The organism is Halomonas sp. KG2 (assembly GCA_030440445.1).
GTDB lineage: Bacteria > Pseudomonadota > Gammaproteobacteria > Pseudomonadales > Halomonadaceae > Vreelandella.
Window position 1 is genome coordinate 668286 of record CP098528.1, and the last position, 22313, is coordinate 690598.

Annotated in this window: 21 protein-coding genes; 6 read left to right on the top strand and 15 right to left on the bottom strand. The window is 54.8% G+C overall.

From position 1 onward, the window contains the following. From zigA to NDQ72_03245, 4 genes are all read right to left on the bottom strand, one after another. Window positions 1-1227, bottom strand: coding sequence for a zinc metallochaperone GTPase ZigA (gene zigA, locus NDQ72_03230; GenBank protein ID WKD28969.1), 1227 nt, complete (start codon window positions 1225-1227; stop codon window positions 1-3). 126 nt (window positions 1228-1353) lie between these two features. Further along, the gene (locus tag NDQ72_03235; GenBank protein WKD28970.1) at window positions 1354-1629 is read right to left on the bottom strand and encodes a TIGR03643 family protein; all 276 of its coding nucleotides are present in this window, start codon (window positions 1627-1629) and stop codon (window positions 1354-1356) included. A gap of 121 nt (window positions 1630-1750) precedes the next feature. Then, window positions 1751-2365, bottom strand: coding sequence for a class I SAM-dependent methyltransferase (locus NDQ72_03240; GenBank protein WKD28971.1), 615 nt, complete (start codon window positions 2363-2365; stop codon window positions 1751-1753). Window positions 2366-2418: 53 nt separating this feature from the next. Beyond that, on the bottom strand, window positions 2419-3363 hold the full coding sequence (locus NDQ72_03245; GenBank protein ID WKD28972.1) for a helix-turn-helix domain-containing protein: 945 nt from the start codon (window positions 3361-3363) through the stop codon (window positions 2419-2421). Window positions 3364-3617: 254 nt separating this feature from the next. Here NDQ72_03245 and NDQ72_03250 point away from each other — a divergent pair, with 254 nt between their 5' ends. The 5 genes from NDQ72_03250 (at window position 3618) to NDQ72_03270 (ending at window position 10172) form a co-directional block, all read left to right on the top strand. Then, the gene (locus NDQ72_03250; GenBank protein WKD28973.1) at window positions 3618-5033 is read left to right on the top strand and encodes an ethanolamine ammonia-lyase subunit EutB; all 1416 of its coding nucleotides are present in this window, start codon (window positions 3618-3620) and stop codon (window positions 5031-5033) included. Further along, entirely contained in the window at window positions 5026-5868 is an 843-nt protein-coding gene (gene eutC / locus NDQ72_03255) for an ethanolamine ammonia-lyase subunit EutC (GenBank protein ID WKD28974.1), read from the top strand. Before NDQ72_03250 ends, eutC begins: the two co-directional genes overlap by 8 nt. A 170-nt stretch (window positions 5869-6038) precedes the next feature. Next, entirely contained in the window at window positions 6039-7472 is a 1434-nt protein-coding gene (eat, locus tag NDQ72_03260; GenBank protein WKD28975.1) for an ethanolamine permease, read from the top strand. Between the two features lie 186 nt (window positions 7473-7658). Next, a complete protein-coding gene (gene aceK, locus NDQ72_03265) occupies window positions 7659-9425 on the top strand; it encodes a bifunctional isocitrate dehydrogenase kinase/phosphatase (GenBank protein ID WKD28976.1) in 1767 nt (588 codons plus the stop codon). Between the two features lie 33 nt (window positions 9426-9458). Further along, window positions 9459-10172 (top strand): NAD-dependent deacylase, encoded by a 714-nt coding sequence (locus tag NDQ72_03270; protein WKD28977.1) that lies wholly within the window; start codon window positions 9459-9461, stop codon window positions 10170-10172. 29 nt (window positions 10173-10201) lie between these two features. On the opposite strand, the gene bioA is transcribed toward NDQ72_03270, so the two are convergent. Genes bioA through bioB form a run of 6 tightly spaced genes read right to left on the bottom strand, consistent with a single transcriptional unit; the run spans window position 10202 to window position 15904 of the window. Beyond that, window positions 10202-11473 (bottom strand): adenosylmethionine--8-amino-7-oxononanoate transaminase, encoded by a 1272-nt coding sequence (bioA, locus tag NDQ72_03275; protein WKD28978.1) that lies wholly within the window; start codon window positions 11471-11473, stop codon window positions 10202-10204. Further along, entirely contained in the window at window positions 11470-12195 is a 726-nt protein-coding gene (bioD, locus tag NDQ72_03280; GenBank protein ID WKD28979.1) for a dethiobiotin synthase, read from the bottom strand. The genes bioA and bioD overlap by 4 nt, the downstream gene beginning before the upstream one ends. Then, window positions 12192-12971 (bottom strand): malonyl-ACP O-methyltransferase BioC, encoded by a 780-nt coding sequence (bioC, locus tag NDQ72_03285; protein WKD28980.1) that lies wholly within the window; start codon window positions 12969-12971, stop codon window positions 12192-12194. The genes bioD and bioC overlap by 4 nt, the downstream gene beginning before the upstream one ends. Further along, complete coding sequence (locus tag NDQ72_03290; GenBank protein WKD28981.1) at window positions 12962-13699, bottom strand: alpha/beta fold hydrolase; 738 nt, start codon at window positions 13697-13699, stop codon at window positions 12962-12964. The genes bioC and NDQ72_03290 overlap by 10 nt, the downstream gene beginning before the upstream one ends. Beyond that, window positions 13687-14841, bottom strand: coding sequence for an 8-amino-7-oxononanoate synthase (gene bioF / locus NDQ72_03295; protein WKD28982.1), 1155 nt, complete (start codon window positions 14839-14841; stop codon window positions 13687-13689). Before bioF ends, NDQ72_03290 begins: the two co-directional genes overlap by 13 nt. Then, window positions 14828-15904 carry a biotin synthase BioB gene (gene bioB / locus NDQ72_03300; protein WKD28983.1) on the bottom strand — a complete coding sequence of 359 codons (1077 nt, stop codon included), beginning with the start codon at window positions 15902-15904 and terminating at the stop codon, window positions 14828-14830. Before bioB ends, bioF begins: the two co-directional genes overlap by 14 nt. A gap of 210 nt (window positions 15905-16114) precedes the next feature. On the opposite strand from bioB, the gene NDQ72_03305 reads away from it, so the two are divergent. Then, window positions 16115-16876: a DTW domain-containing protein gene (locus tag NDQ72_03305; GenBank protein WKD28984.1), complete on the top strand. Its 762-nt coding sequence runs from the start codon at window positions 16115-16117 to the stop codon at window positions 16874-16876. Here NDQ72_03305 and NDQ72_03310 read toward each other — a convergent pair. The 5 genes from NDQ72_03310 to NDQ72_03330 form a co-directional block, all read right to left on the bottom strand. After that, window positions 16873-17778 (bottom strand): DMT family transporter, encoded by a 906-nt coding sequence (locus NDQ72_03310; protein ID WKD28985.1) that lies wholly within the window; start codon window positions 17776-17778, stop codon window positions 16873-16875. The two genes, NDQ72_03305 and NDQ72_03310, sit on opposite strands and share 4 nt — an antisense overlap. Continuing rightward, window positions 17775-19028: a TraB/GumN family protein gene (locus tag NDQ72_03315; protein WKD28986.1), complete on the bottom strand. Its 1254-nt coding sequence runs from the start codon at window positions 19026-19028 to the stop codon at window positions 17775-17777. Before NDQ72_03315 ends, NDQ72_03310 begins: the two co-directional genes overlap by 4 nt. Window positions 19029-19067: 39 nt before the next feature. Next, window positions 19068-20516 carry a TrkH family potassium uptake protein gene (locus NDQ72_03320; protein WKD28987.1) on the bottom strand — a complete coding sequence of 483 codons (1449 nt, stop codon included), beginning with the start codon at window positions 20514-20516 and terminating at the stop codon, window positions 19068-19070. Between the two features lie 63 nt (window positions 20517-20579). Beyond that, on the bottom strand, window positions 20580-21953 hold the full coding sequence (gene trkA / locus NDQ72_03325) for a Trk system potassium transporter TrkA (protein WKD28988.1): 1374 nt from the start codon (window positions 21951-21953) through the stop codon (window positions 20580-20582). Window positions 21954-22066: 113 nt separating this feature from the next. After that, window positions 22067-22273 (bottom strand): dodecin family protein, encoded by a 207-nt coding sequence (locus NDQ72_03330; GenBank protein WKD28989.1) that lies wholly within the window; start codon window positions 22271-22273, stop codon window positions 22067-22069. Window positions 22274-22313: the final 40 nt, after the last annotated feature.

Sequence of the window (22313 nt, forward strand, 5' to 3'; positions counted from 1 at the left end):
TTACTCCCAAGCGGGAAACGGATCGGGTAGCTGCTTCCAGGCTTCCATGCCTTGTAATAGCTCAGCTTCGCTTAGCAGGCAGGCGTCTAGTGCGTCACGCATCTTGGCTTGGTCCAAGTTCTGGCCGATAAACACCAGCTCCTGGCGCATATCGCCAAATGGCTCCTGCCACTTTTCCATAATGAACTGGCGAGTTTCAGGATCTTCCGGCCAGTTAGCTTCGGGGATAGCTTTCCAGAACACGCCCGCTGGGCCGTGATGAGCAACACCACCTGCTTGGCTCCATTGGCCTGCGAAGCGTGGCCGAGTAGCAAGCCAGAAAAAGCCTTTCGAGCGTAGCAGCCCTTTACCAAACCACTGTTCATTGAGTAAAGCGTGAAATTTCTGCGGGTTGAAAGGGCGGCGAGCATGATAGGCAAAGCTACCGATACCGTACTCTTCGGTTTCTGGTACATGCTCGCCACGCATCTCTTTTAGCCAACCAGGCGCTTGCTGGGCGCGCTCAAAATTGAACTTGCCAGTATCAAGCACCTTGTCTAGCGGCACACCACCTTGAGTGATGGGCACCAGCTCTGCATCAGGGTTTAGTGAGCGCAGAATCGCCGTTAGTGCATCAAGCTCTTTTTTATTGATCAGATCCGTTTTACTGATCAGTAATACATCACAAAACTCGATCTGGTCGACCAGCAGGTCAGCGACGTTACGCTCGTCGTCGTCACCTAAGCTTTCACCCGCTTCAGCGAGGCTCTGCGCTTCGCGGTACTGCTCAAGAAAGTTGGCACCATCGACGACAGTGACCAGCGTATCAAGGCGTGCAACGTGGGAAAGGCTCTGGCCGCTTTCATCTTCAAAGGTGAACGTTTCCGCCACCGGTAGCGGTTCGGAAATCCCTGTGGACTCAATCACCAAGTAATCAAATTTACCTTCTCTGGCCAGTTGGCTAACTTCTTCTAGCAAATCTTCACGCAGCGTGCAGCAAATGCAGCCGTTGCTCATTTCTACTAACCGCTCTTCAGAACGGTTCAGCGCTACCTCGCCATCTAACGTGGACTCGCCAGGGCCGCCACGCACTAATGCACCGTCGATATTGACCTCGCTCATATCGTTGACAATCACCGCAACGCGACGACCTTCGCGGTTAGCCAAAATATGATTGAGTACGGTGGTTTTACCTGCACCTAGAAATCCTGAAAGCACGGTGACGGGCAGGGGAGAAAACACGGTCATTGTGAATGTACCTCTAAGCGGGTTTTGATAAGCGGTATCATGTTATGTGATAATATAACATTAAATAGGCGGTTAAAAAGACCCTTTAGAAGATGGCATCCTCTGATTTTTCGTAGCAAATGATGATTAACGCTTATATTGCGTTGGGCAGTAGCCGCGTAAAACATCTGGCGATCGCAAAGCCGTGTGTTTAGTCGCGCGACCTGTAACGCGTTTACGCCACAGTCGAAACGAGGCTGGCTTAAGCTGGTGGCGCATTACCTCTATGACGTCCGGCTCGCCTAAGCCAAACAGAGTGTCGATCGCTTCAAACGGAGTGCGATCTTCCCAAGCCATTTCAATCACGCGGGACTGCTCTTGTTCGGGTAAACGACGGAAGCGTTTCACAGCTGCTTTAGGCATTGGTCACCTTACATGTTGATGAAGCGTGCAAGTAACGGGTTGCTGTTAATTGTACCAGTATTGGACGTTGTTATTTTAGTTGTACTGGTATTTTGAGGAGATGTGCAGTTGTGAGGGCAGTTTACTTTATTGCTAGAAGTGCGCGAAAAAGGCCATTCATCAATACGGGTTCGTCGCGGCGGATGTTGAAGCCTGCTTGTTGAAGCAGTGGCGTTGCCTGGCGGGTGATGTCGGTCGCGATCAATGAAGTAATGACGTTCAGTGCTCGCCGACTTGGACCGGCAATGTGGGTGTCGGGTTGAAATTTATCCATAACACATAGCTGCCCGTCGTTTTTCAGTACTCGGTGCGCTTCGGCTAGTCCTTGTTCAGGGTTGGGCATTACCGCCAAAATAAGATGCATCACAACGACGTCAAAATGCGCATCTGGATAGTCCAGTGCTTCAGCATCCATCACACGACATACCACGTCACGTTGCGCATGTTCCGCTCGTTCACGGGCTCGCGTCACCATTGCGGGGGTCAGATCGGTTAAATGGATTTCTAATTCGCGCGGTAAATAAGGCAGGTCTAAACCGGTGCCTGCACCCACCAGCAGCACTCGCATGCCGGGTTCCCAGTCAACTTGGTTAAGCGCATTTCTGCGGGGTTTGCGAAACGCTTTAGTCGCCACCAAATCATAGACTGGTGCATAAATGCTATAGCGCAAGCGATTCCAGGCGGTGGTATTTACCATAGGGTCTCTACCTCGATATAAGATCTTTGCCCCGAAAGGGATGCCGCGCACGCTCAATGAATCGCGTTTAACGTCTGCGAAGGGCTTTCGCCAAACTGTTGCTTATAGTCATGAGCAAATTGCCCCAAATGCCAAAAGCCCCAGTAAGTGGCAATTTCCGTCACTGTTTGGTGAGGCTCTGCGCTGCGCAGAGCACGACGTACTCTATTCAGCCGCGTTAAACGTAAAAATTGCAGCGGACTAATACCAAGGATAGACGTAAAACTGTATTGCAGCGTACGCCTACTGACATGAGTTAGCTCGCATAACGTTTCCATGGTGACTGGACCTTCCAGGTGCTCATCAACATAGCGCTTCACTCGGTCAACCACTGCTTTTCGATGAGCATAGCTGGGAGGCAATTCATGGCTTGTTTGGTTGGCTTTTAATACTTCCATTAGGCCTGTTAGCAAAATATCTTGATGAACGTTTTCAGCGATGGAGCCGTGCTGATTTGAGAGTAAGCGTTCAAGTAAAAAAGACACGGCATGCAGAGTTTCAGGCGCTACCCGGCGGCGGGGTGAATCTTGCCACTCATGATCAAGTATCACCCCCTGTCGCTGGGCGGCAGCCTGTAATAACGGCATACGTATCACTAGTCCATAGATATCAAACGCCTCGGGGGTTACCAGCTCAAAATCACGACCACCGGGGTGACACATCACCTCATGTTCTTCCAACGCCTGCCCATTAATTCGTGACCCTGGTGCTTGAGTGGGGATGCCCAGCCAGAGAGAGTCAGCCCACACCCGGCAGTCTTGTCGCAGCGCTTGCCCGGTATGTTCTTTAAACACCTGCATGGCGGGTAACTCAATTTCATCTAGTCGCCCATAAAAGCGGCCAGGACTTAGTTGGTCGTATTGCTGCTGCCAGCGGGTCAGGTTTTGGGCATGTTCGTCGGCATCAAACGCCTCTTGAATGCATTTTTTTGGTGCAATGTCTTGGCTTGTCAGCGTCATGAAAAACTCCTGTGAACGTGATTAAAGTGCCGTCACGTTGCATGCTTCGCTCTAATTTATTGTATTTAATTATGTTTTTATAAGTATGACAGGTTTGCCAAAACTCGATACTCCCCATTAAGTGATAGCGCTATTGTGGAAACAAGCAAATTCTGTTCCTCAACGCGCATTCGGCGCCATTGTTTTAGAAACCGTAGTTATAGAAATCGTCGCTTTTGAAAAAGCCACTTTTAAATATAAAAAAGGAAGGTCCCATGGCGCAGACCTATCACACAACTGTTGGAAGCCGCCGCTATCGCTTTAATGGCTTGGCGGAATTAATGGCCAAGGCTACGCCGCCACGCTCCGGTGACCGCTTGGCAGGTGTTATTGCCGAATCAGCAGAAGAGCGGGTAGTGGCGCAAATGGTGCTGGCAGAGCTCCCGCTAACCACGTTTTTGAATGATGTGCTGGTTCCCTATGAGCAAGACGAAATTACCCGTTTAATCATCGATGAGCATGATGCTGCTGCGTTTGCGCCGCTGAAGCATTTAACCGTGGGTGACTTTCGTAACTGGCTGTTGTCTGACTATGCCACCAGCGATGTGTTAGCCGCGGCTCGCCCTGGCATTACCCCTGAAATGGCCGCCGCTGTTAGCAAGTTGATGCGCAATCAAGATTTGATGCTAGTCGCCAAGAAGTGCCATGTGACGACTGCATTTCGCAATACGATTGGTTTGCCGGGGCGGTTATCGACGCGTTTGCAGCCCAACCATCCTACCGATGACGTGACCGGGATTGCCGCCAGTATTCTGGATGGCTTGCTGTATGGCAGTGGCGACGCGGTCATTGGGATCAATCCTGCTACTGATAATGTCGCCCAAAGCATCAAGCTAATGCGCCTGATGGATGATGTCATTCAGAAATACGAAATACCCACCCAATCCTGCGTGCTCACGCATGTGACCAACACGCTCGAAGCGATTGAGCAGGGCGCACCGGTAGATCTTGTTTTTCAATCCATTGGTGGTACCGAAGCCACCAACCGCAGCTTTGGCTTTGATTTGAGTACGCTGGCAGAAGCCGAGGCGGCCGCTCAGACGCTGAATCGCGGTACGGTTGGTCGCAACGTGATGTATTTCGAAACCGGGCAAGGCAGCTCGCTTTCCGCTGATGCTCATCATGGTTTGGACCAGCAAACCTGTGAAGCCCGTGCCTATGCGGTGGCGCGCAAGTTTAACCCGCTGCTGGTGAATACGGTGGTGGGATTTATCGGCCCTGAGTATTTGTACGATGGCAAAGAAATCACCCGAGCGGGGCTGGAAGACCACTTCTGCGGCAAGTTGCTAGGCGTGCCCATGGGCTGTGATGTTTGCTACACCAATCACGCTGAAGCCGATCAAAATGATATGGACAACCTGCTAACGCTGTTAGGCGTGGCGGGCTGTAGCTTTGTGATGGGCATCCCCGGCTCTGACGACATCATGCTCAACTATCAAACCACGTCCTTTCACGATGCCCTTTACGCACGGCGCGTGCTTGGGTTGAAGGCCGCCCCGGAGTTCGAGCAGTGGCTGGCGAAGATGCAAATCTTCCAAGATGTTTCTTCCTATCGGTTAAATGATCAACTCCCGGCCGCTTTCGCTAATAGCCTGCGCCACTTACCAAAGGAGGCTGCTCGCGATGTCTGATAATGAATCGAAAAAAGCCCCACCGATGGTGATCGCTAACCCATGGGAGCGGCTGAGGGCATTTACCGATGCTCGCATTGGGCTTGGACGAGCGGGCATTAGTCTGCCCACGCATCAGCTATTGGCGTTTCAACTGGCTCATGCCCAAGCCCAGGATGCCGTTCACTGCCCCCTTGAGTGTCACGCGCTGGCCGATGAGCTAACGACAGCGCTGAGCCTGAACCAGACACCGATTCATGTGCATAGCCACGCAGTGGACCGGGCCATGTATCTGCAGCGTCCGGATTATGGCCGTCGTCTTGACGACGCTTCGCGAGAGCAACTGCAACAAGCGGCGCAACGTGGCCAGCGCTTCGATTTAGCGGTGGTGATTGTCGATGGACTTTCCGCACTGGCGGTACAGCAGAACAGTGCGCCGTTTCTTACTGCGCTGTATCGCGCCTTTGAGAGTGATCAGCGAGAGTGGCAGCTCGCGCCATTAACCATCGTAGAGCAGGGCCGCGTGGCGATTGGTGATGAGGTTGGCGCGCTGCTTAATGCCGATGCCGTGCTGGTGATGATTGGTGAGCGCCCAGGCTTAAGCTCCCCTGATAGCCTCGGGCTGTATATGACCTGGGAGCCTGAAGTGGGCTTAAAAGATGATCGCCGCAACTGCATTTCAAACGTGCGTCCAGCTGGGCTTAAACCGGAAGAAGCCGCGCGGCGGTTGTTGTTGCTATTAACCGAAGCTCGTCAGCGGAAACTGTCTGGCGTGCAACTGAAAGATCGTAGCGAGGACAACGTATTAGACGGTGCAACAGGGGGGACAACTCAAAACTTTCTGGTGGCCGATTAGTGAGCGCTTGCGCGCTAAGCGCAACCCATTAACGACATCAATAAAGACATATCAATAACAACACTTATAAAAACGCTCCTAACAACACTCCTAACAACAATATGGAACCAACACCCCGACTCAGCACGCCGCTGACAACGATTGCGTTCCACACTGAAAAGGGCATGACAATGACACAACCTTCTGTCGATCAAGCGTATTTGGCCAAGCGCCAGCTGCGCAAAGGTACCGCGGGCTGGCTATTACTAGCAGGGCTTGGGGTTTCTTATGTTATTTCCGGTGACTTTGCCGGCTGGAACTTCGGTATTGCTGAAGCGGGTTGGGGTGGTTTTGCCATTGCCGCCTGCTTAATGGCGCTGATGTACCTTGCTCTCGTATTAGCATTGGCGGAAATGTCCGCAGCGATTCCAGCCGCAGGTGGAGGTTATAGCTTTGCCCGCCAAGCGATGGGGCCAGCCGGTGGCTATTTAACCGGGCTTGCGGTGTTGATTGAGTACGCGCTTGCGCCTGCTGCGATCGTGATTTTTATCGGCTCGGCGGTCGAAGCGCTGCTGGGCATTAATGGGCCGTTGGTTTACCTGCTGTTCTACGCAGTGTTTATCGGCATTCACTTAGCAGGCGTAGGTGAAGCGCTAAAAGTGATGATGGTGATTAGCGGGCTGGCGGTGTTTGCGATTTTGGCAACGGCAGTGGCGCTGATTGGCAATTTTGATTCAGCGAATCTGTTTGATATTGCGCCCACCGATGCAGCCGGTGCGAGCACCTTTATGCCCTATGGTTGGTACGGTATTTGGGCAGCGCTGCCGTTTGGGATGTGGCTATTTTTGGCGGTTGAAGGCGTGCCGCTAGCGGCAGAGGAAGCCAAAGACCCCGCGCGGGATATGCCTAAAGGGATTATTGCTGCGATGCTGTTCCTGCTATTTACCGCCTTATTGGTCGTGGTGTTACTGGCAGGCGCGGCAGGGGCTGAAATGATTGGTCAAAGTGGGGTGCCGCTGGTCGATGCGCTTAACGTTGCGGGCAACCCAACACTTGCCACGCTGGTTAATGTGTTGGGTCTTGCGGGGCTAGTGGCGTCATTTTTCTCGATTATCTATGGCTACAGCCGTTTGGTGTTTGCACTTTCTCGGGCGGGCTACTTACCAAAACCGCTGTCACTGACCAGCGAACGTAAAGTGCCTTATCTGGCGCTGATTGTGCCTGGTGTATTTGGCTTTTTGGTCTCACTTAGCGGCGAGGGTGATCTGATTCTAGGGATGGCCGTTGTCGGCGCGACGCTCTCTTATGCATTGATGGCGCTCAGCCACATTCTATTACGAGTGAAACAGCCTGACTTGCCGCGCCCTTATAAAACACCCGGTGGCGTGGTGACCTCTGGCGTTGCATTAGTTCTTTCCCTCGTCGCGCTGACCGGTGTCTATGCTTTCGACCCCCGCGCGTTTAATTACACCATTGTTCTATTCATTGCTGGTGCAGCGTACTACTTCCTTTACAGCAAGAATAAGCTGGTGGCGAAAACCGCTGAAGAGGAGTTTGCGCTGGTGACTGCTGCCCCAGAAGAGCTAGACATTGACGAGTCGGCGCCAGCTGCTGCCAAGCTGTAATGTTTGATCCTAATCGCCTAGGCTGACTAGGTAGTTTAAGCCTCTGTGCCCAATGGCCCAGAGGCTTTTTATGATGAGTGCTAAAACATCCAGCTGCTTTCTTAAACATGCGGATTACCCACCAAGGTCTTCTCGCATGTAGTGCTCCGTTACGCGAAGCTGGGGGAAATAGTCAGGAGCACCGCCATGAAGCACTCTCCCGCGTATCGTTTAGCGGCCACTATTCTGCATGGATTTGATGGCTACCGAGCACGCTTCAAGCAGATCACCTTTGACGCCAGTCGGCGTTTTCGTGATGCGGCGTGGCGTGATGCCCAGCAAGCCTCAGCGGCGCGGATTAACCTTTATGAAGAGAAAGTGGGCGATACGCTGACACGTTTGCAGCGTACGTTTGATCATGAGGCGCTTACGTACTGTGAGACCTGGCGGGAGGCGCGTGAGCACTATGCGCAGCTGATTAGTCAGCGGTTGGATTACGAGTTGGCAGAGACGTTTTTTAACTCGCTATTCTGCTCGATCTTCCACCACCGGCATATTCGCAATGACTGGATGTTTGTATACAGCTCCCGAGAAGATGCTGCGCATCATTCTGGAATTGAGCTTTGTCGACAGCATTCAGTCAACGGTAATTGGTCTCAGGCGCTTGCTTGGGCGCTTGAAGAGGCACCGTTTGAAAATGCCTTTGCTGATCTGGAGCGCGATATTGAACTAGCTGCAGGCCTATTAGAAACCCTGCTTCCCGCCACTATTTTGCAGTCAGAAGACGCGCAATTAGAGCTATTGAAAAGCGTCTTTTACCGCAATAAAGGGGCCTACTTAGTCGGCCGCATTTTGGGTGGCGGTGAGCAGGTGCCACTGGTATTACCTATTCTACATGGTGAAGGGTTTGGAGAGCAGCAGGGCGGCGATCCCTGCCTGCACCTGGATACCGTGCTAACCGAGACCGATGAAGTCTCGATTATTTTCTCGTTTACTCGTGCCTACTTCCAAGTCGATGTGCCGGTGCCTGGGGAGTTTGTCCACTACTTAAAACAGCTCATGCCCCATAAGCCTGAAGGCGAACTGTATGCCGCGATTGGCTTTTTTAAGCATGGCAAAACCGAATTTTTCCGTGCGTTAAACTTGCAAGTGGCCAAGCGTGAGGACCAGTTTGTCATTGCACCTGGCGTGCGTGGCATGGTGATGGCGGTGTTTGTGCTACCTAGCTTTCGCACCGTGTTTAAGATCATTAAAGATAAATTCGATCCGGCCAAAGAGGTCACACACGCGATAGTGCGCGAGAAATACCGCCTGGTGAAACGCCATGACCGTGTTGGGCGTATGGCTGATACCCAGGAGTTCTCGAATTTTATCGTGCGTCAGGATCACTTTGCGCCAGAGTGTCTAGAGCACTTGCTAGAAGTAGCACCGTCTACTGTGTCATTGAAAGATGACAAGGTAATAATCAAGCACTGCTATACCGAGCGCATGATGACACCGCTGAATATCTATCTGGAGCAGTGCAGCGCGGACGAGCGCGTAATGGTGCTCAAAGACTATGGTAACGCCATTAAACAGATGGCTGCAGCGAACATCTTCCCGGGCGATATGCTGTTAAAAAACTTTGGTGTTACCCGCCATGGCCGAGTGATTTTTTACGATTATGACGAGGTGTGCTATCTCACGGAGTGTCGCTTTCGGCACATGCCTAAATCGTATGGCAATGACTTTCAGGGAGGTGGTGGAGAGAGTTTTTACGTTGGCCCCAATGATATCTTCCCCGAGGAGTTCGGCCCGTTTATGTTTGCCAACCCGCAGCTGCGCGCGATTTTTATGCAACAGCATCCGGAGTTATTTGATCCCGATTACTGGTTGGAGCTACAGCAGGCCATTGTCGATGGTCGAGTGATTGATGTTTACCCATATCGTAATAAGCAGCGCTTCGCGGGGACTATAGGGCAACTGGTATATTAGGAAACAGTAAGCAGTGATTTAGTCGAGGAAAACATGACAGCACCACCGCACCTAGTGGTTTTTACCGGTTCAGGGATTAGCGCCGAGAGTGGTATTAAAACGTTCCGTACCAGCGATGGCTTGTGGGAAGACCACCCTGTTGAAGAGGTTGCTACGCCTGCGGGCTGGCAGCGAGATCCTCAGCGGGTGCTGGAGTTTTATAACCTGCGCCGGGAGCAAATTCGTAAGGCCAAGCCCAACGCTGCCCATAAAGCCTTGGCGGCGCTTGAAAAAGATGGCTTTAGAGTCAGCGTGGTTACGCAGAATATTGATGATCTGCATGAGCGTGCGGGGTCGCGTGATGTGTTGCATCTGCATGGTGAGATTTTGAAGGCGCGCTCTTCAGTGGATGTGCGGTTACGCTATCCACTGCCGAAAGGCGGTATTGCGCTGGGCGATATTTGTGACAAAGGCAGCCAACTGCGCCCGGACGTGGTGTGGTTCGGTGAATCGGTGCCGCTGTTTGAAGACGCTTGCGAACTTGTTAGCCAGGCGGATTTTTTGCTGGTGGTGGGCACGTCTTTGGCGGTTATGCCCGCAGCATCGCTGCTATCGTATATTGACTTGGATACCCCGTGTGCGCTGGTCGACCCCGACGCGGATGCCTTAACACCGCCGGGCGTTCTAGCGATTAACACCACTGCAGGTGAAGGCGTTCCTGCCTTGGTCAACCAGTGGCGCAAACAGGGCAATTTGATGCTGCCTTGAATGTTCTCTAATAACTATTGCTTTAAGAGCTATCGCTTCAAAAACCATGCCTTCATTACGTCGGTAATCTGAGTGATGTCGGCGTCGGTAGCGATATAAGCGGGCATGGTGTAAAGCCAGCGGCCGATTGGGCGCAGCCACACCCCACGCTCGCGGGCGAACTGCCCGACACCTTTCAGCGTCTCGGCGGAGTGCGCTTCAATCACTGCGGTGGCACCCAGCACTCGCACATCGGCCACGGCTGGGTGGGCGTTCAGCGCGGAGTCGTCAATTAACGCTCGGCTAAGCTGTTGGCTGAGTGCCGCAATCTTGTCTAGGTAGTGCTCCTCTTCAAACACGCGCAGGCTTTCCAGCGCGACGCGGCAGGCCAGCGGGTTGCCCATAAATGTCGGGCCGTGCATAAAGGCATGGTGGGCGCTGTCGCCAACAAACGCATCGTGAACGCGGTCGTTGGCTAGGGTTGCTGCATGGCCTAGATAGCCGCCGGTTAGTCCTTTAGAGAGCACCATAATATCCGGTGTCACGTCAGCGTGATTGGCGGCAAACAGCTTGCCAGTGCGGCCAAAACCGGTAGCCACTTCATCAAAAATCAGCAACACGCCAAACTCATCGCATAACTCTCGTGCACCGCGCAGGTAGTCAGGCGAGGTCATATTCAGCCCGCCTGCCGCCTGTAACAACGGCTCCATCAGCAGGGCAGCAATCTCATGGTGATGGCTCGCCAATACGTCGCGCAGCGCCGCTAAGTCATCGGCTACCTGTTCCGGTGTGGCGTTAAACGGTGCGGTGGGCGCGGGGGCGAAGTAGTGTTGGGGCAGCAGGCTGGCGAACAGGCTATGCATGCCTTCTTCAGGGTCGCATACCGCCATACAGCCGGTGGTGTCGCCATGGTAGGCCTTCATTAACGAAAGCATCTTGCACTTTTCGGGGTGGCCGATGAGCACCTGATACTGCAGGGCCATTTTCATCGCCACTTCCATCCCGACTGAACCACTGTCGGAGTAGAACACGTGATTAAGTCCGTCAGGGGTGATGCGCACTAGCTCCCGAGCAAGCTGGTCGGCGGGATCATGGGTGAGGCCACCGAGCATGACATGGCATAGCTCGCCTGCCTGTTCACGAATGGCCGCGACTAAACGCGGGTGTCCATAGCCATGAATCATGCACCACCAAGAGCAGGTAGCGTCGAGCAGTTGCTCGCCGCTTTCCAGGGTGAAATGGCTACCGCTGCCGCCGACCACTTTGGGTGCTGGCGCTTGGGTTTTGAGATGGGCGTAAGGGTGCCAAACGGGAGAACTCATAGAGCGGCTTCCTGATTCAAAACTGAGGTGTTGAGCAGTGCAGATAGTGAAAGCGCGTGGCGCGCATGGACGGCATCAGCGGTGGCTAAATGAGGAATAACGCCCAGACATGGCGCGTTAAGGGTGTTTTTAAGCAGAGCGATATTGGCCTCAAAGCGCACTGTGTCAGAGGCGAACTCAGGGTCCACTACACTGCCGACCCAACCCGCAAGGGTTAGGCCATCGGCAGCGATCACCTCCGCGCTAAGCCGCGCATGATTAAGACAGCCAAGTTTTAGTCCCACGACCAGAATGACTGGCAGCTGCATCATCCGCGGTATATCGGAAAAGTCGTTGTGCTCATTGAGTGGCACACGCCAGCCGCCAGCGCCTTCAATGAGTGTTAAATCGCGCGGCATGTCGTTTAGGGTGGCGGTAAGTGAGGCCACTACGCTGTTGACGTTAAGAGCGCGCCCCGCCTCGCTGGCGGCCAGATGTGGCGCAATAGCGGGCGCAAACGCCCACGGGTTAACGGTGGTGTAATCGACGGGGGGAGCGCTCTGTTCTTGTAGCGCCAACGCGTCACTATTGCGCAGCCCATCCGCCGTGATATGGCTGCCAGAGGCAATCGGCTTAAGCCCCAGCGTGCTGAGCTGCTGCTGTTTGGCAGCGCACAGCAGTGCGCTGGTAGCCAAAGTCTTACCTGCATCGGTATCGGTGCCGGTTACGAAATAGACGGTCATGGTGATTTTTCCAGGTGCAGGGTGATGCAGTGGTAGCTAACGGGGAGCCCTTGGGGTTCACGTAGCGTTTCAAAACGCTGGCGGGCGGTGACCAGGTCTCGGCGGGTAAGACGTGCCTTGGGCCGCGCCACCTGGGCGCCTACCCCCTTGATTGAAGCCATGACGGCAGTGAGGTCGGGGTAGTAAAACCGCCGCCATTCGGTAATGCGATCAACCAGCGTTAAGCCGCTTAGGGCAACGGCGCGTTCAAGTGCTTGGGCATTCGGCGTCTGCAGTAATGCCTCCGGGCGCTGCCAAGCAGAAGCGACTTCTGCCAGCGTGCCGGGTAAGAGCGTCGTGAGGCGCACTTGGCCGCCAGGGGACAGCACTCGTTGAAGCTCGCGCATAACCGCATCGATATCGCGGCACCACTGGATGGCAAGGTTGGAAAATATCAGATCAAAGGTGCCTCGCTCAAAAGGCAGTGCAGCAGCATCGCCTTGCTGCCAACGAATATGATGGCCATAGCGCGCTTGGGCGTGAGCGAGCATGCCAGGGGCAATATCCAGCCCAGTGACATTGGCATGGGGAAATTGAGTGGCTAGTCGTTGTGTCCAAACGCCAGTACCACAGCCAAGGTCGAGTATGTTGTCGGCACTAGGCGGAAGCGATGACCAGAGCGTTTCCCCTATCTGGCGCTGAGCGCTGGCCAGCGCATCGTAGCGGGGGGCCGCGCGAGAAAAAGCGTGGGCGACTTTTGCCTGCCAGTTTGGCGCTGGCGTTGCCGTTAAGTACATACGTGCTCCTTGGCGACCAGTGCGGCCTGGGAAGCGATGGTCGCGACTAGTTGAGCAGGTTGGGAAAGCATCGGGCAGTGCCCCGCGTGGGCAAGGTTGATTGCCTGAGCGCGGGTGCTGGAAGCTACTAACGGATCGTGCTCGCCCACTAGCTGAATGACCGGACAGGGCGCCTCTTGCAAACGCTGGGTGTTATCCAGGGTGGCAAGCCAGTGAAGCCCTTGGGATAGGGTGCTGTTAGTAGCGCTGGGGGTGTCACCCAACATGGCACGTAGCTGCTGGTGGGCGTGGCGAGCGTTAGGTTCGCCTTGGGTTTGCCAGCGTAAGAAATGCCGCCAGGTGGCGTCGGGGTCGCGGCTAAAGGCGCGCTGAAAGCTGGCAAGCTCGGCTTTGCTCACGCCGTCATCGCTACAAAATTGCTCGCCCGTGCCAATCAACACAAGGCCGCGTGGCGCAGGCAGCTTATCGAGCAGTGCGCTGGCTAGTAGTCCGCCCAGTGACCAGCCAACCCACACAGCGTTACTGGGGAGTTTGTCGGCCATGGCGCTGGCAAGGGTATCAAGGGTGGCCGGTTCAGCCAGGGCAGAGGTGTCGCCATAGCCCGGCCAATCCACCGTGTGCACCTCAGTATGGGCGGGCCAGTGGTGCTCCAACGGCTGCCAGATGCGCTGATCGATCCCCCAGCCCGATAGCAGCACAAGACGTTGAGGGGCGTCTAGGCGAGACATACTGCTTCCTCACGCTGACAGGCGCTCAGCCCTTCAATAAGCCGATCAATATCGCCTGGAGTGTGGCGGGCACTCAGCGTAATGCGCAGCCGTGCGGCACCATTAGGTACCGTGGGCGGGCGAATCGCCCCGACGTGAATACCCCGTTGGGCGAGTTTAGCCGCCCAGGCCATAGTGCGAGGCTCGTTACCGAGTAACAGCGGTTGAATCGGCGTATGGGAGTCGGCAAGGGGTAGCCCTAGCGCTTGGACCTGCTGGCGGAAATAGTCAATATGGCGCTGAAGCCGCTGGCGGTGTTCAGGCTCGCGCTGCACGATAGTCAGCGCTTCCAGGGTCGCTGCGGCAATGCTGGGGGGCTGGGCAGTGGTATAGATATAGCTGCGAGCGAACTGGGTGAGGTGGTCGATCAGCGCAGCGTCACCGGCCACAAACGCGCCAGCGGTGCCCAGTGCTTTACCCAGGGTGCCGACCAAAATAGGCACCGCTTGGCTGTCGAAACCTGCTACACAGCCGCTGCCATTAGTGCCTAACACGCCCAGGCCGTGCGCGTCGTCAACCATTAGCCAGGCGTTGTGTTGCTGGCTGACCTGGGCAAGGGTGGCAATATCAGCAACGTCGCCATCCATGCTGAACACGCCGTCGCTGACCACCAGCTTATGGGCGGCGGAGCTGCGCGCTAACAGGCGTTCAAGATCAGCGCTATTACGGTGATGAAAGCGTCGCGAGCGGGCACCGCTTAGCGTTGCCCCATCGAGCAGCGAGGCATGATTTAAACGGTCTTGAAAAATGGCAGTATTTGAGTCGGCGAGCGCTTGCAACACGCCAAGGTTAGCCATATAGCCGGTGGAAAACAGTAGCGCGCGTTGTCGTCCTGTCCACTCGGCTAGGGCGTCTTCCAGTGCATCGTGGTCTTCCAAGTGGCCGCTGACCAAGTGCGACGCGCCCGCGCCTGCGCCAAAGCGGCGCGCGCCCTCTGCCTGGGCAGTTTGCACACGTGGATCACTCGCCAGCCCGAGATAGTCATTGCCAGCAAAGTCCAGCGTGCCAAGGGTATTCACCCGCCGGTGCCGCCAGCGCTGTTGATCAACACGCTGCTGGCGGGCGCTGGCTAGCCGCTGCTGCCACGCGTCAGACACTGGCATCTACCGCCAGTGCGGCTGCCCGCTCTGCCTGGGCGCGCTGCTGAGCTTGTTGAGTGAGTCGCTCGGTATGAGTGACTTCATCTTCGCAGGTATCACGGCGTTCTGGGTGCAGGCCTAATTTGGCAAATAGCGCGCGGTCGCGGTCTGCCTGTGGATTGCCAGTGGTGAGTAGTTTGTCGCCGTAGAAGATCGAGTTGGCCCCCGCCAAAAAGGCCAGTGCTTGCGTCGACTCGCTCATCTGCTCGCGGCCAGCGGAAAGCCGCACATGGCTTTGCGGCATCATAATCCGCGCCACCGCGATGGCGCGGATAAACTCAAGCGGGTCTAGATCTTCGATGTTCTCGAGCGGTGTGCCCGGTACCTTAACCAGCATATTGATGGGCACGGACTCTGGGTGCGGTGATAACTTGGCCAACTGCTGTAACAGCGCGCTGCGGTCTTGCGCGCCTTCGCCCATGCCTAGAATGCCGCCGGAGCATACTTTCATGCCCGCTTCACGCACGGTGGCCAGGGTGTCTAGGCGGTCGCTGAAGGTCCGGGTGGTGATGATTTCAGGGTAAAAGTCGGGGGAGGTATCCAGGTTATGGTTGTAGTAATCCAACCCGGCAGCCGCCAAACGGCTGGCTTGATCACCGTCGACCATGCCTAGCGTCATACAGGTTTCCAGCCCCAGCGCTTTTACTTGGCGAACCATCTCTTCGACCAGCAGTAAATCTTTGTCTCGCGGGCTGCGCCATGCCGCGCCCATACAGAAACGGCTAGCGCCGGCTTCTTTGGCAGCCTTGGCCTGAGCAACGACTTTTTCGATTTCCAGCAGCTTCTCTTTTTCGAGCTGGGTATTGTAGTGACCGGACTGCGGGCAATATTTGCAGTCTTCTGGGCAAGCTCCCGTTTTAATCGACAGCAGGGTCGAGACCTGCACCGCGTTAGCATCAAAGTGGGCGCGGTGAACTTGCTGAGCTTTAAATAGCAGGTCGTTAAAGGGCAGCGCGAACAGCGCATTAATCTCTTCCAGCGTCCAGTCGTGGCGCGGGGCGGCGGCATTGAAAGCGGTGGCGGTCACGGGTAAACCTTTTTTCTTTTGAAAGTTGACGAGACTCTAGCGGCGTTACGCTTTTGGTGTCAACTATTAGAGTTGTGTTGGTTTACTACGAATGAGTTTAGAGAGCTGGGGTTCGTCATGGTAGCCGGGCTGCTTTATACTCGGCGCCCTTTGTTAACCGTCTTTTGTTAATCGCCCTTTATTAATCGCCCTTTATAAATTGGAGCGCGGATGTCTGACGCTACGTCACAGCCCCCTGAGTCTGCTTCATTGACTGACTACGACCCTGCTACGGGGCATCCGCGTCCACCTCGGCGTGAATTTAAAGCACGGGGCAGTTTTGTCACACGCTGTGAAGGGTGCAACCTTCCTGAACTCAACTGCCTATGCCCTTACCAAGTGAAGGCCGATAGCACCGCCAAGGTGTGGCTGTTGACCCACTCTATAGAACACTACAAGCCGACCAATACGGGACGGTTAATTGGTGATGTGCTGACACAAACTCGAGTGTTTACCTGGTACCGCACCGCGCCGGACGAAGAGTTAGCCGCGCTGCTTGAAGATCCACGCTACGCGCCTTTTGTGATCTTCCCGGATGACCAGCCCGACTACGCGGACCGTGTGGTGGACATTAATGCGGTGCACGCTGTGAAGCAGCAGGCGCGTATTCCGGTCTTTGTGATTTTAGATGGCACTTGGCGCCAAGCGCGGCGAATGTTCCGCAAGAGCCCTTATCTGGATGCACTGCCGGTACTGCCGCTGCGCACTGAGCGGGAAACACGCTATCGGCTACGCAAACCCGCCTCAAAAGCGCACCTGTGTACGGCCGAGGTTGCCATTGAGCTGCTGCGCCAAAGTGGTGATGAAAATGCCGCTGATGTGCTCGACGATTACTTTGATGTATTTAACGATAGCTATGCCGAGAGCCGCTACTATCGCAAAATTGCTGAACCAACCGCCGCCATGCAGCGGTTACTAGATCGAAAGGGTTAGCGCTGAGCACCTGGTAGCCAGCGAAGCATCACTTTACGTACCCAGTACCAGCGGTTAATCAATAGGGCGGTAAAAATCAGGCTACAGCCAAGCAGCTGTAGCAGGGTCATTGTTTCGCCAAACCACCAGGCGGCGAATAGGGCAGTCCACACCGCTTCAAGCATTAAGATAACCGCCGCGTGGCTAGGCGTGGTCATGCCCTGGGCTTTGATTTGCAGGAAGAAGCGCAGCGAGCTTGCTAGCAGCACGCTGGCTATAAACCAGCCCAGAATTGAGGGGCTAAGCGCGAGCGGTTGATCCTCGACGGCCAAGGATAAGCAGGTCAGCACGCTGCCCACCGAGAGCAACTGTAGTGTGGTGAGCGGTAGCGCGGGCACGTTGCGCACCACGCGGGTGTTGACGTTGATCAATAGCGCGAAGCAGAGCGCCGCGCAGACCATCAGCAGTTGACTCGCTTCTACTTTGAACCCTGCGTTTAGCGACAGGAGGGCAAAGCCCAGTAGCGCTACCGGCAGGGCAATCCAGGTAGAGCGTGGCGGACGGTCGCCAAACAGCAACCGTGCTACAACGGGTACCAGCAAAATCCCCAAGCTGTTGATAAACGCGCTTTCACCCAGGTGGTCAGAGTAATTTAACCCCATAATCCAGAAAGCTATCGCGGCGCTGAACAAAAAGCCTACCAGTACGCCGCGCCTTATCCTACGCGCGGGTAAGCGCCTTAGAGCAGGCCAGGCGAAGGGTAGGAGTATCAGCCCTGCCAGCAAAAAGCGCGTACCAATAAACAGTAACGGCGGCATGCCCGCTAACGCTTCTTTAGAAAAAATCCATCCGCCAGCGGCTACCACCGTTACCAGCAATAGCAATGCATCGGCTTGCCATGGCGCTTGCTTGATCGTGCTCACGCAGTGCCGCTACCGAACAGTGCACCGGCAATCCTAAAGCCTGCTACCCAGGTACCCACCGCAGAGCCTAATGTTGCCAAAATAAACACCAGCAGCGTGCGTGAGACGCGATTTTTCCACCAACCTTTGAGCTCGGTGACATCATGGCGTAGTGTCGAAAAGTCGCGCACCTTCGGTTTGCGCATATAGAGTTCGACCCCCGCAGCGACAAAGCCTGCACCAATGGTGGGGTTAAGCGAGGTCAGTGGGGCGGCAAAGAAGGTGGCAATCACCGTCACAGGGTGCGCAAGTGCCGCTATCGTTGCGCCGCCGGATAAAATGCCATTGATTAAAAACCACTCAATGACCAACTGCCAGCCAAGCTCAGTATTGCGCGAAAAGCCGATCACAAAACCGGTGATAACCAGCGCGGTAATCAACCAAGGGGCTGCTTTCCAGAGTTTAGACGGTGGTGGCGTTGCCTCCAGCGATTCACGCTCTGTGGTAGGGTTTTCGGGAAGCGGTGCTTCCAGGTGTTCACCGGTGCCTTTTAAATGCCCAGCACCCAGCACCACTAACACGTTTTGGTAGCGCCCAGGCGGCGCTTCTTCAGCTAAGCGCAGTGCCATATAGCGGTCGCGTTCGCGAATAAGCGGGGTATAGAGCGCTTCTGATTCGGCAGCAAATTCGCTGAAAGTAGCTTCCAGCATATCGCCTTCTTTGAGCTTTTCGATGTCCTCTTTGGAAACATCCTGGCGCGACATGACGCTGCCAATGAGTCCCGAAAATAGCGAGAAGCGTTGCCACCAGGGGACATTGCGATAAATGCGTTTTAATGTAATGCCAACGTCACGATCGACCAACATTAAAGGCAGTTTGCGGGTACGGCACTCTTCTACTGCTGCACGCATTTCAGCGCCAGGCTGAATACCTGACTGCTCAGCAATCCGTTGCTGAAACGCACCAAGCGCCAGGCTTGCCGCTACCATGCCTGCCTTGCCCTGTTTAAATACCTGAAAAAGATCCTGTTCCCCCATGGCGTCGGGGTTATCCATGCTGTGATGACGTGCGTCGCATAGCTCAATGGCAACGGCATCGAAAGTGCCACTGTTGATTAATTGGCGAACGTCATCGGCACTTTCGGCAGAGACGTGAGCGGTGCCGAGCAGGGTGTAACGGGTGCCGCCAACGGTGACGGTTTTTAACGGGCCGCTGGTCTTAGGCTGCGCGTTGGGTTCTTGCGCCAGCGGTGTTGTATCGTCATGGATCATTAATGTGTCTCAATTTGAATAGAAAGCATTGATACGTGTTTAACGACGCCAGAAGGCGGGTGTAAATAGCACAAGTACCGTGAAAATTTCCAAGCGGCCCAGCAGCATCGCTAGCACCAAAATCCACTTGGCTAGACTGGGCAAGTCGCCGTAATGGCTGCTAGCTTCGCCCAATGCTGGGCCTAAATTATTTAGTGCAGAGCCAACAGTTGACCAAGCGGTAACTTGGTCAACACCGGTGGCCATAACGCCCACCAGCATCAAGAAAAATAGCATGACGTAGGCTGAGAAAAAGCCCCATACCGCCTGGGCGATGCTGTCGGGAACACTAACTTTGCCCACTTTAACGGCAATCACTGCGTTGGGGTGAATAAGGCGCATGACTTCACGCATACCCTGCTTCAAGATCAGAATAATGCGGATTACTTTCATGCCGCCCGCCGTCGATCCGGAACAACCACCTACAAAGGCGGCAACAAATAACAGAAACGGTAACGCACCCGGCCAGCCTGAAAAGTCGGCAACTGCAAAGCCCGCAGTGGTGGCGACAGAGACGACTTCAAATAGCGCGTGTCGCAGACCTTCAACATCGTCGTAGGTGTCCGTGAGCCACAAAGTAATCACGGTGATCGTGGTTAACCCAGCAAGAAAGATCATTAAAAAGCGCGCTTCAGGATCCTGAAAGTAGTGCAGCAGACGCTTTTCACGCCAAGCAATAAAGTGCAGGCTAAAGCTGAAGGCTGAGATCAGCATAAAGCCAACGCAAATCAGCTCAATGGCGGCACTGTCAAAATAGCCGATGCTGGCATCATAGGTCGAAAATCCACCAATCGCGACGGTCGAAAAGCTGTGTCCCAAGGCATCGAACCAGCTCATCCCCGCCAACATGTAAGCGACCATACAGGCCAGCGTTAGCGTTGCGTAGATGTACCATAGTGCTTTAGCGGTTTCGGTAATTCGCGGCGTCAGCTTTGAATCCTTTAACGGCCCAGGAATTTCAGTACGGTACAGGGCCATTCCCCCGACACCCAAGGTGGGCAAAATGGCCACCGCTAACACTACAATCCCCATGCCGCCTAACCACTGCAACTGCTGGCGATAGTAAAGGATGGATTCTGGCAGAAAATCGATGCCAGTAATGACGGTTGCACCGGTCGTGGTTAGCCCAGAAAACGATTCAAATACCGCATCGGTGACACCGAGCGAGCCTTCACCAAACAGCATCAGTGGTAGCGAGCCGAAGAGTGCCAGTACGGTCCAAAACATGGCCGCAATAATAAAACCGTCGCGAATCCGTAGCTCTTTATGGGCGCGGCGATTGGGTAGGAAAAGCAGTAAGCCCGTAATCACTGAAATGGCGATGCCGCTCATGAAAGCGTGCCAAACACCGTCGCGAAACCAAAGCGATATCAGCATGGGTGGCAACATGGTGAGGCTGAATAGCATCAACAGTAGCCCTAAAATGCGTAGTATGACCCGCAAACTCATAGCAGTGGTTGCCTCATAGCGGTGGCCTGTTTTCTTGAAGAGCGTTGCCTAGAAGGCCATTGCCTAGAAGAACGTTAATCCCACTTGGAACAGCCGCTCCACGTCACGAATGCGCCGCTTATCAATCACGAACAGAATGACGTGGTCGCCGCTCTCTACCATCACATCCCCATGGCCGATCATGACCTCTTTGCCGCGCACAATGGCACCAATGGTGGTGCCTTCAGGCAGATTGATCTCAGCTATAGTCCGGCCCACCACTTTGGACGACTGCTTATCACCGTGGGCGATCGCCTCGATGGCTTCCGCAGCACCACGGCGCAGTGAGTGTACGTTGACAATATCGCCCCGGCGGACGTGGGTAAGCAGGCTGCCGATGGTCGCTTGCTGAGGTGAAATGGCGATATCGATTTCGCCCCCCTGAACCAAGTCCACGTAGGCAGCGTTGTTAATCAGCGTCAGTACCTTCTTGGCGCCCAAGCGTTTGGCCAGCAGCGACGACATAATATTGACCTCGTCGTCGTTGGTCAGGGCACAAAAGATATCGCAGTCTTCAATGTTCTCCTCTTCCAGCAGCCGCTTGCTGGTGGCGCTGCCGTGGAGTACCACCGTTCGGTCAAGCCGCTCGGAAAGCGCAGTACAGCGCTCTAAACTGTGCTCGATAATCTTAACTTGGTGGCTGTGCTCCAAGTGCTCGGCCAAGCGTTCACCGATATTGCCCCCACCGGCAATCACCACCCGTCGGAAATCCCGTTCAACGCGGCGTAGTTCGCTCATTACCGCGCGAATATCACGCCGTGCGGCCAGGAAAAACACCTCGTCGTCGGCTTCAATCACCGTATCGCCACGGGGAATAATCGGTCGGTTGCGGCGATAAATGGCTGCGACGCGTGTTTCCACATTGGGCATATGCTCGGCGAGAAAGGCTAAATCCTGTCCCACCAGTGGGCCACCGTAGAACGCCTTGACCGCCACCAGCTGCACCAAACCACCGGCAAACTCCAACACCTGCAGCGCACCGGGGTGCTCAATCAGGCGGCGAACATGATCCGTGACCACTTGTTCAGGGCTGATCAGTACATCAATAGGAATCGCTTCGTGGGCAAACAACCCCTTACGGGTGAGGTAGGCGGTTGAGCGTACGCGGGCAATTTTAGTAGGCGTGCGAAACAGCGTATGGGCGACTTGGCAGGCGATCATATTGATTTCATCGGTGTTGGTCACCGCAATCAACATATCGGCGTCTTCACAGCCTGCCTGACGCAGCACAATGGGATACGAAGCCGCGCCCGTCACGGTGCGAATATCCAGCTTGGTGTGCAGTTCGCGCAGTTTCGCGCCGTCGGTATCGACGACGGTAATATCGTTTTCCTCGCGGGCGAGGTGCTCCGCTAAGGTGCCGCCGACCTGGCCGGCGCCGAGAATGATGATTTTCATTGCTAAGCATCGGTTCCGTTGTAAGCGCCAGCGCGTTCTCGGCAAGAGATATATGCGCTGCAATAAAGACGGCGGCCAGTGTAAACCAGCCGCCGTTGAAAAGCAGGTCGGGATTACTCGAGTGTGAAGCCAACTTTTATCGTGACCTGCCAGTGAGCGATACGGCCGTCCTCAATATGGCCACGAGTGTCGGTGACTTCGAACCAGCGCAAGTTATGAATGGTTTCTGATGCTTTGGCGAGGGCACTTTGCACAGCGTCTTCAATTCCCTTTTCAGAAGAACCGGTTAGCTCGATATGCTTATAAGTGTGAGTACTCATAGTGTCTCCATCCTTGTCATCGGTTCACCGCCCTGGTAGG

Excerpts from the sequence above, each read along its gene's own strand:
- zigA (WKD28969.1), bottom strand. The coding sequence starts at position 1,227 with ATGACCGTGTTTTCTCCCCTGCCCGTCACCGTGCTTTCAGGATTTCTA.
- NDQ72_03235 (WKD28970.1), bottom strand. The coding sequence starts at position 1,629 with ATGCCTAAAGCAGCTGTGAAACGCTTCCGTCGTTTACCCGAACAAGAG.
- NDQ72_03240 (WKD28971.1), bottom strand. The coding sequence starts at position 2,365 with ATGGTAAATACCACCGCCTGGAATCGCTTGCGCTATAGCATTTATGCA.
- NDQ72_03245 (WKD28972.1), bottom strand. The coding sequence starts at position 3,363 with ATGACGCTGACAAGCCAAGACATTGCACCAAAAAAATGCATTCAAGAG.
- NDQ72_03250 (WKD28973.1), top strand. The coding sequence starts at position 3,618 with ATGGCGCAGACCTATCACACAACTGTTGGAAGCCGCCGCTATCGCTTT.
- eutC (WKD28974.1), top strand. The coding sequence starts at position 5,026 with ATGTCTGATAATGAATCGAAAAAAGCCCCACCGATGGTGATCGCTAAC.
- eat (WKD28975.1), top strand. The coding sequence starts at position 6,039 with ATGACACAACCTTCTGTCGATCAAGCGTATTTGGCCAAGCGCCAGCTG.
- aceK (WKD28976.1), top strand. The coding sequence starts at position 7,659 with ATGAAGCACTCTCCCGCGTATCGTTTAGCGGCCACTATTCTGCATGGA.
- NDQ72_03270 (WKD28977.1), top strand. The coding sequence starts at position 9,459 with ATGACAGCACCACCGCACCTAGTGGTTTTTACCGGTTCAGGGATTAGC.
- bioA (WKD28978.1), bottom strand. The coding sequence starts at position 11,473 with ATGAGTTCTCCCGTTTGGCACCCTTACGCCCATCTCAAAACCCAAGCG.
- bioD (WKD28979.1), bottom strand. The coding sequence starts at position 12,195 with ATGACCGTCTATTTCGTAACCGGCACCGATACCGATGCAGGTAAGACT.
- bioC (WKD28980.1), bottom strand. The coding sequence starts at position 12,971 with ATGTACTTAACGGCAACGCCAGCGCCAAACTGGCAGGCAAAAGTCGCC.
- NDQ72_03290 (WKD28981.1), bottom strand. The coding sequence starts at position 13,699 with ATGTCTCGCCTAGACGCCCCTCAACGTCTTGTGCTGCTATCGGGCTGG.
- bioF (WKD28982.1), bottom strand. The coding sequence starts at position 14,841 with ATGCCAGTGTCTGACGCGTGGCAGCAGCGGCTAGCCAGCGCCCGCCAG.
- NDQ72_03305 (WKD28984.1), top strand. The coding sequence starts at position 16,115 with ATGTCTGACGCTACGTCACAGCCCCCTGAGTCTGCTTCATTGACTGAC.
- NDQ72_03315 (WKD28986.1), bottom strand. The coding sequence starts at position 19,028 with ATGATCCATGACGATACAACACCGCTGGCGCAAGAACCCAACGCGCAG.
- NDQ72_03320 (WKD28987.1), bottom strand. The coding sequence starts at position 20,516 with ATGAGTTTGCGGGTCATACTACGCATTTTAGGGCTACTGTTGATGCTA.
- trkA (WKD28988.1), bottom strand. The coding sequence starts at position 21,953 with ATGAAAATCATCATTCTCGGCGCCGGCCAGGTCGGCGGCACCTTAGCG.
- NDQ72_03330 (WKD28989.1), bottom strand. The coding sequence starts at position 22,273 with ATGAGTACTCACACTTATAAGCATATCGAGCTAACCGGTTCTTCTGAA.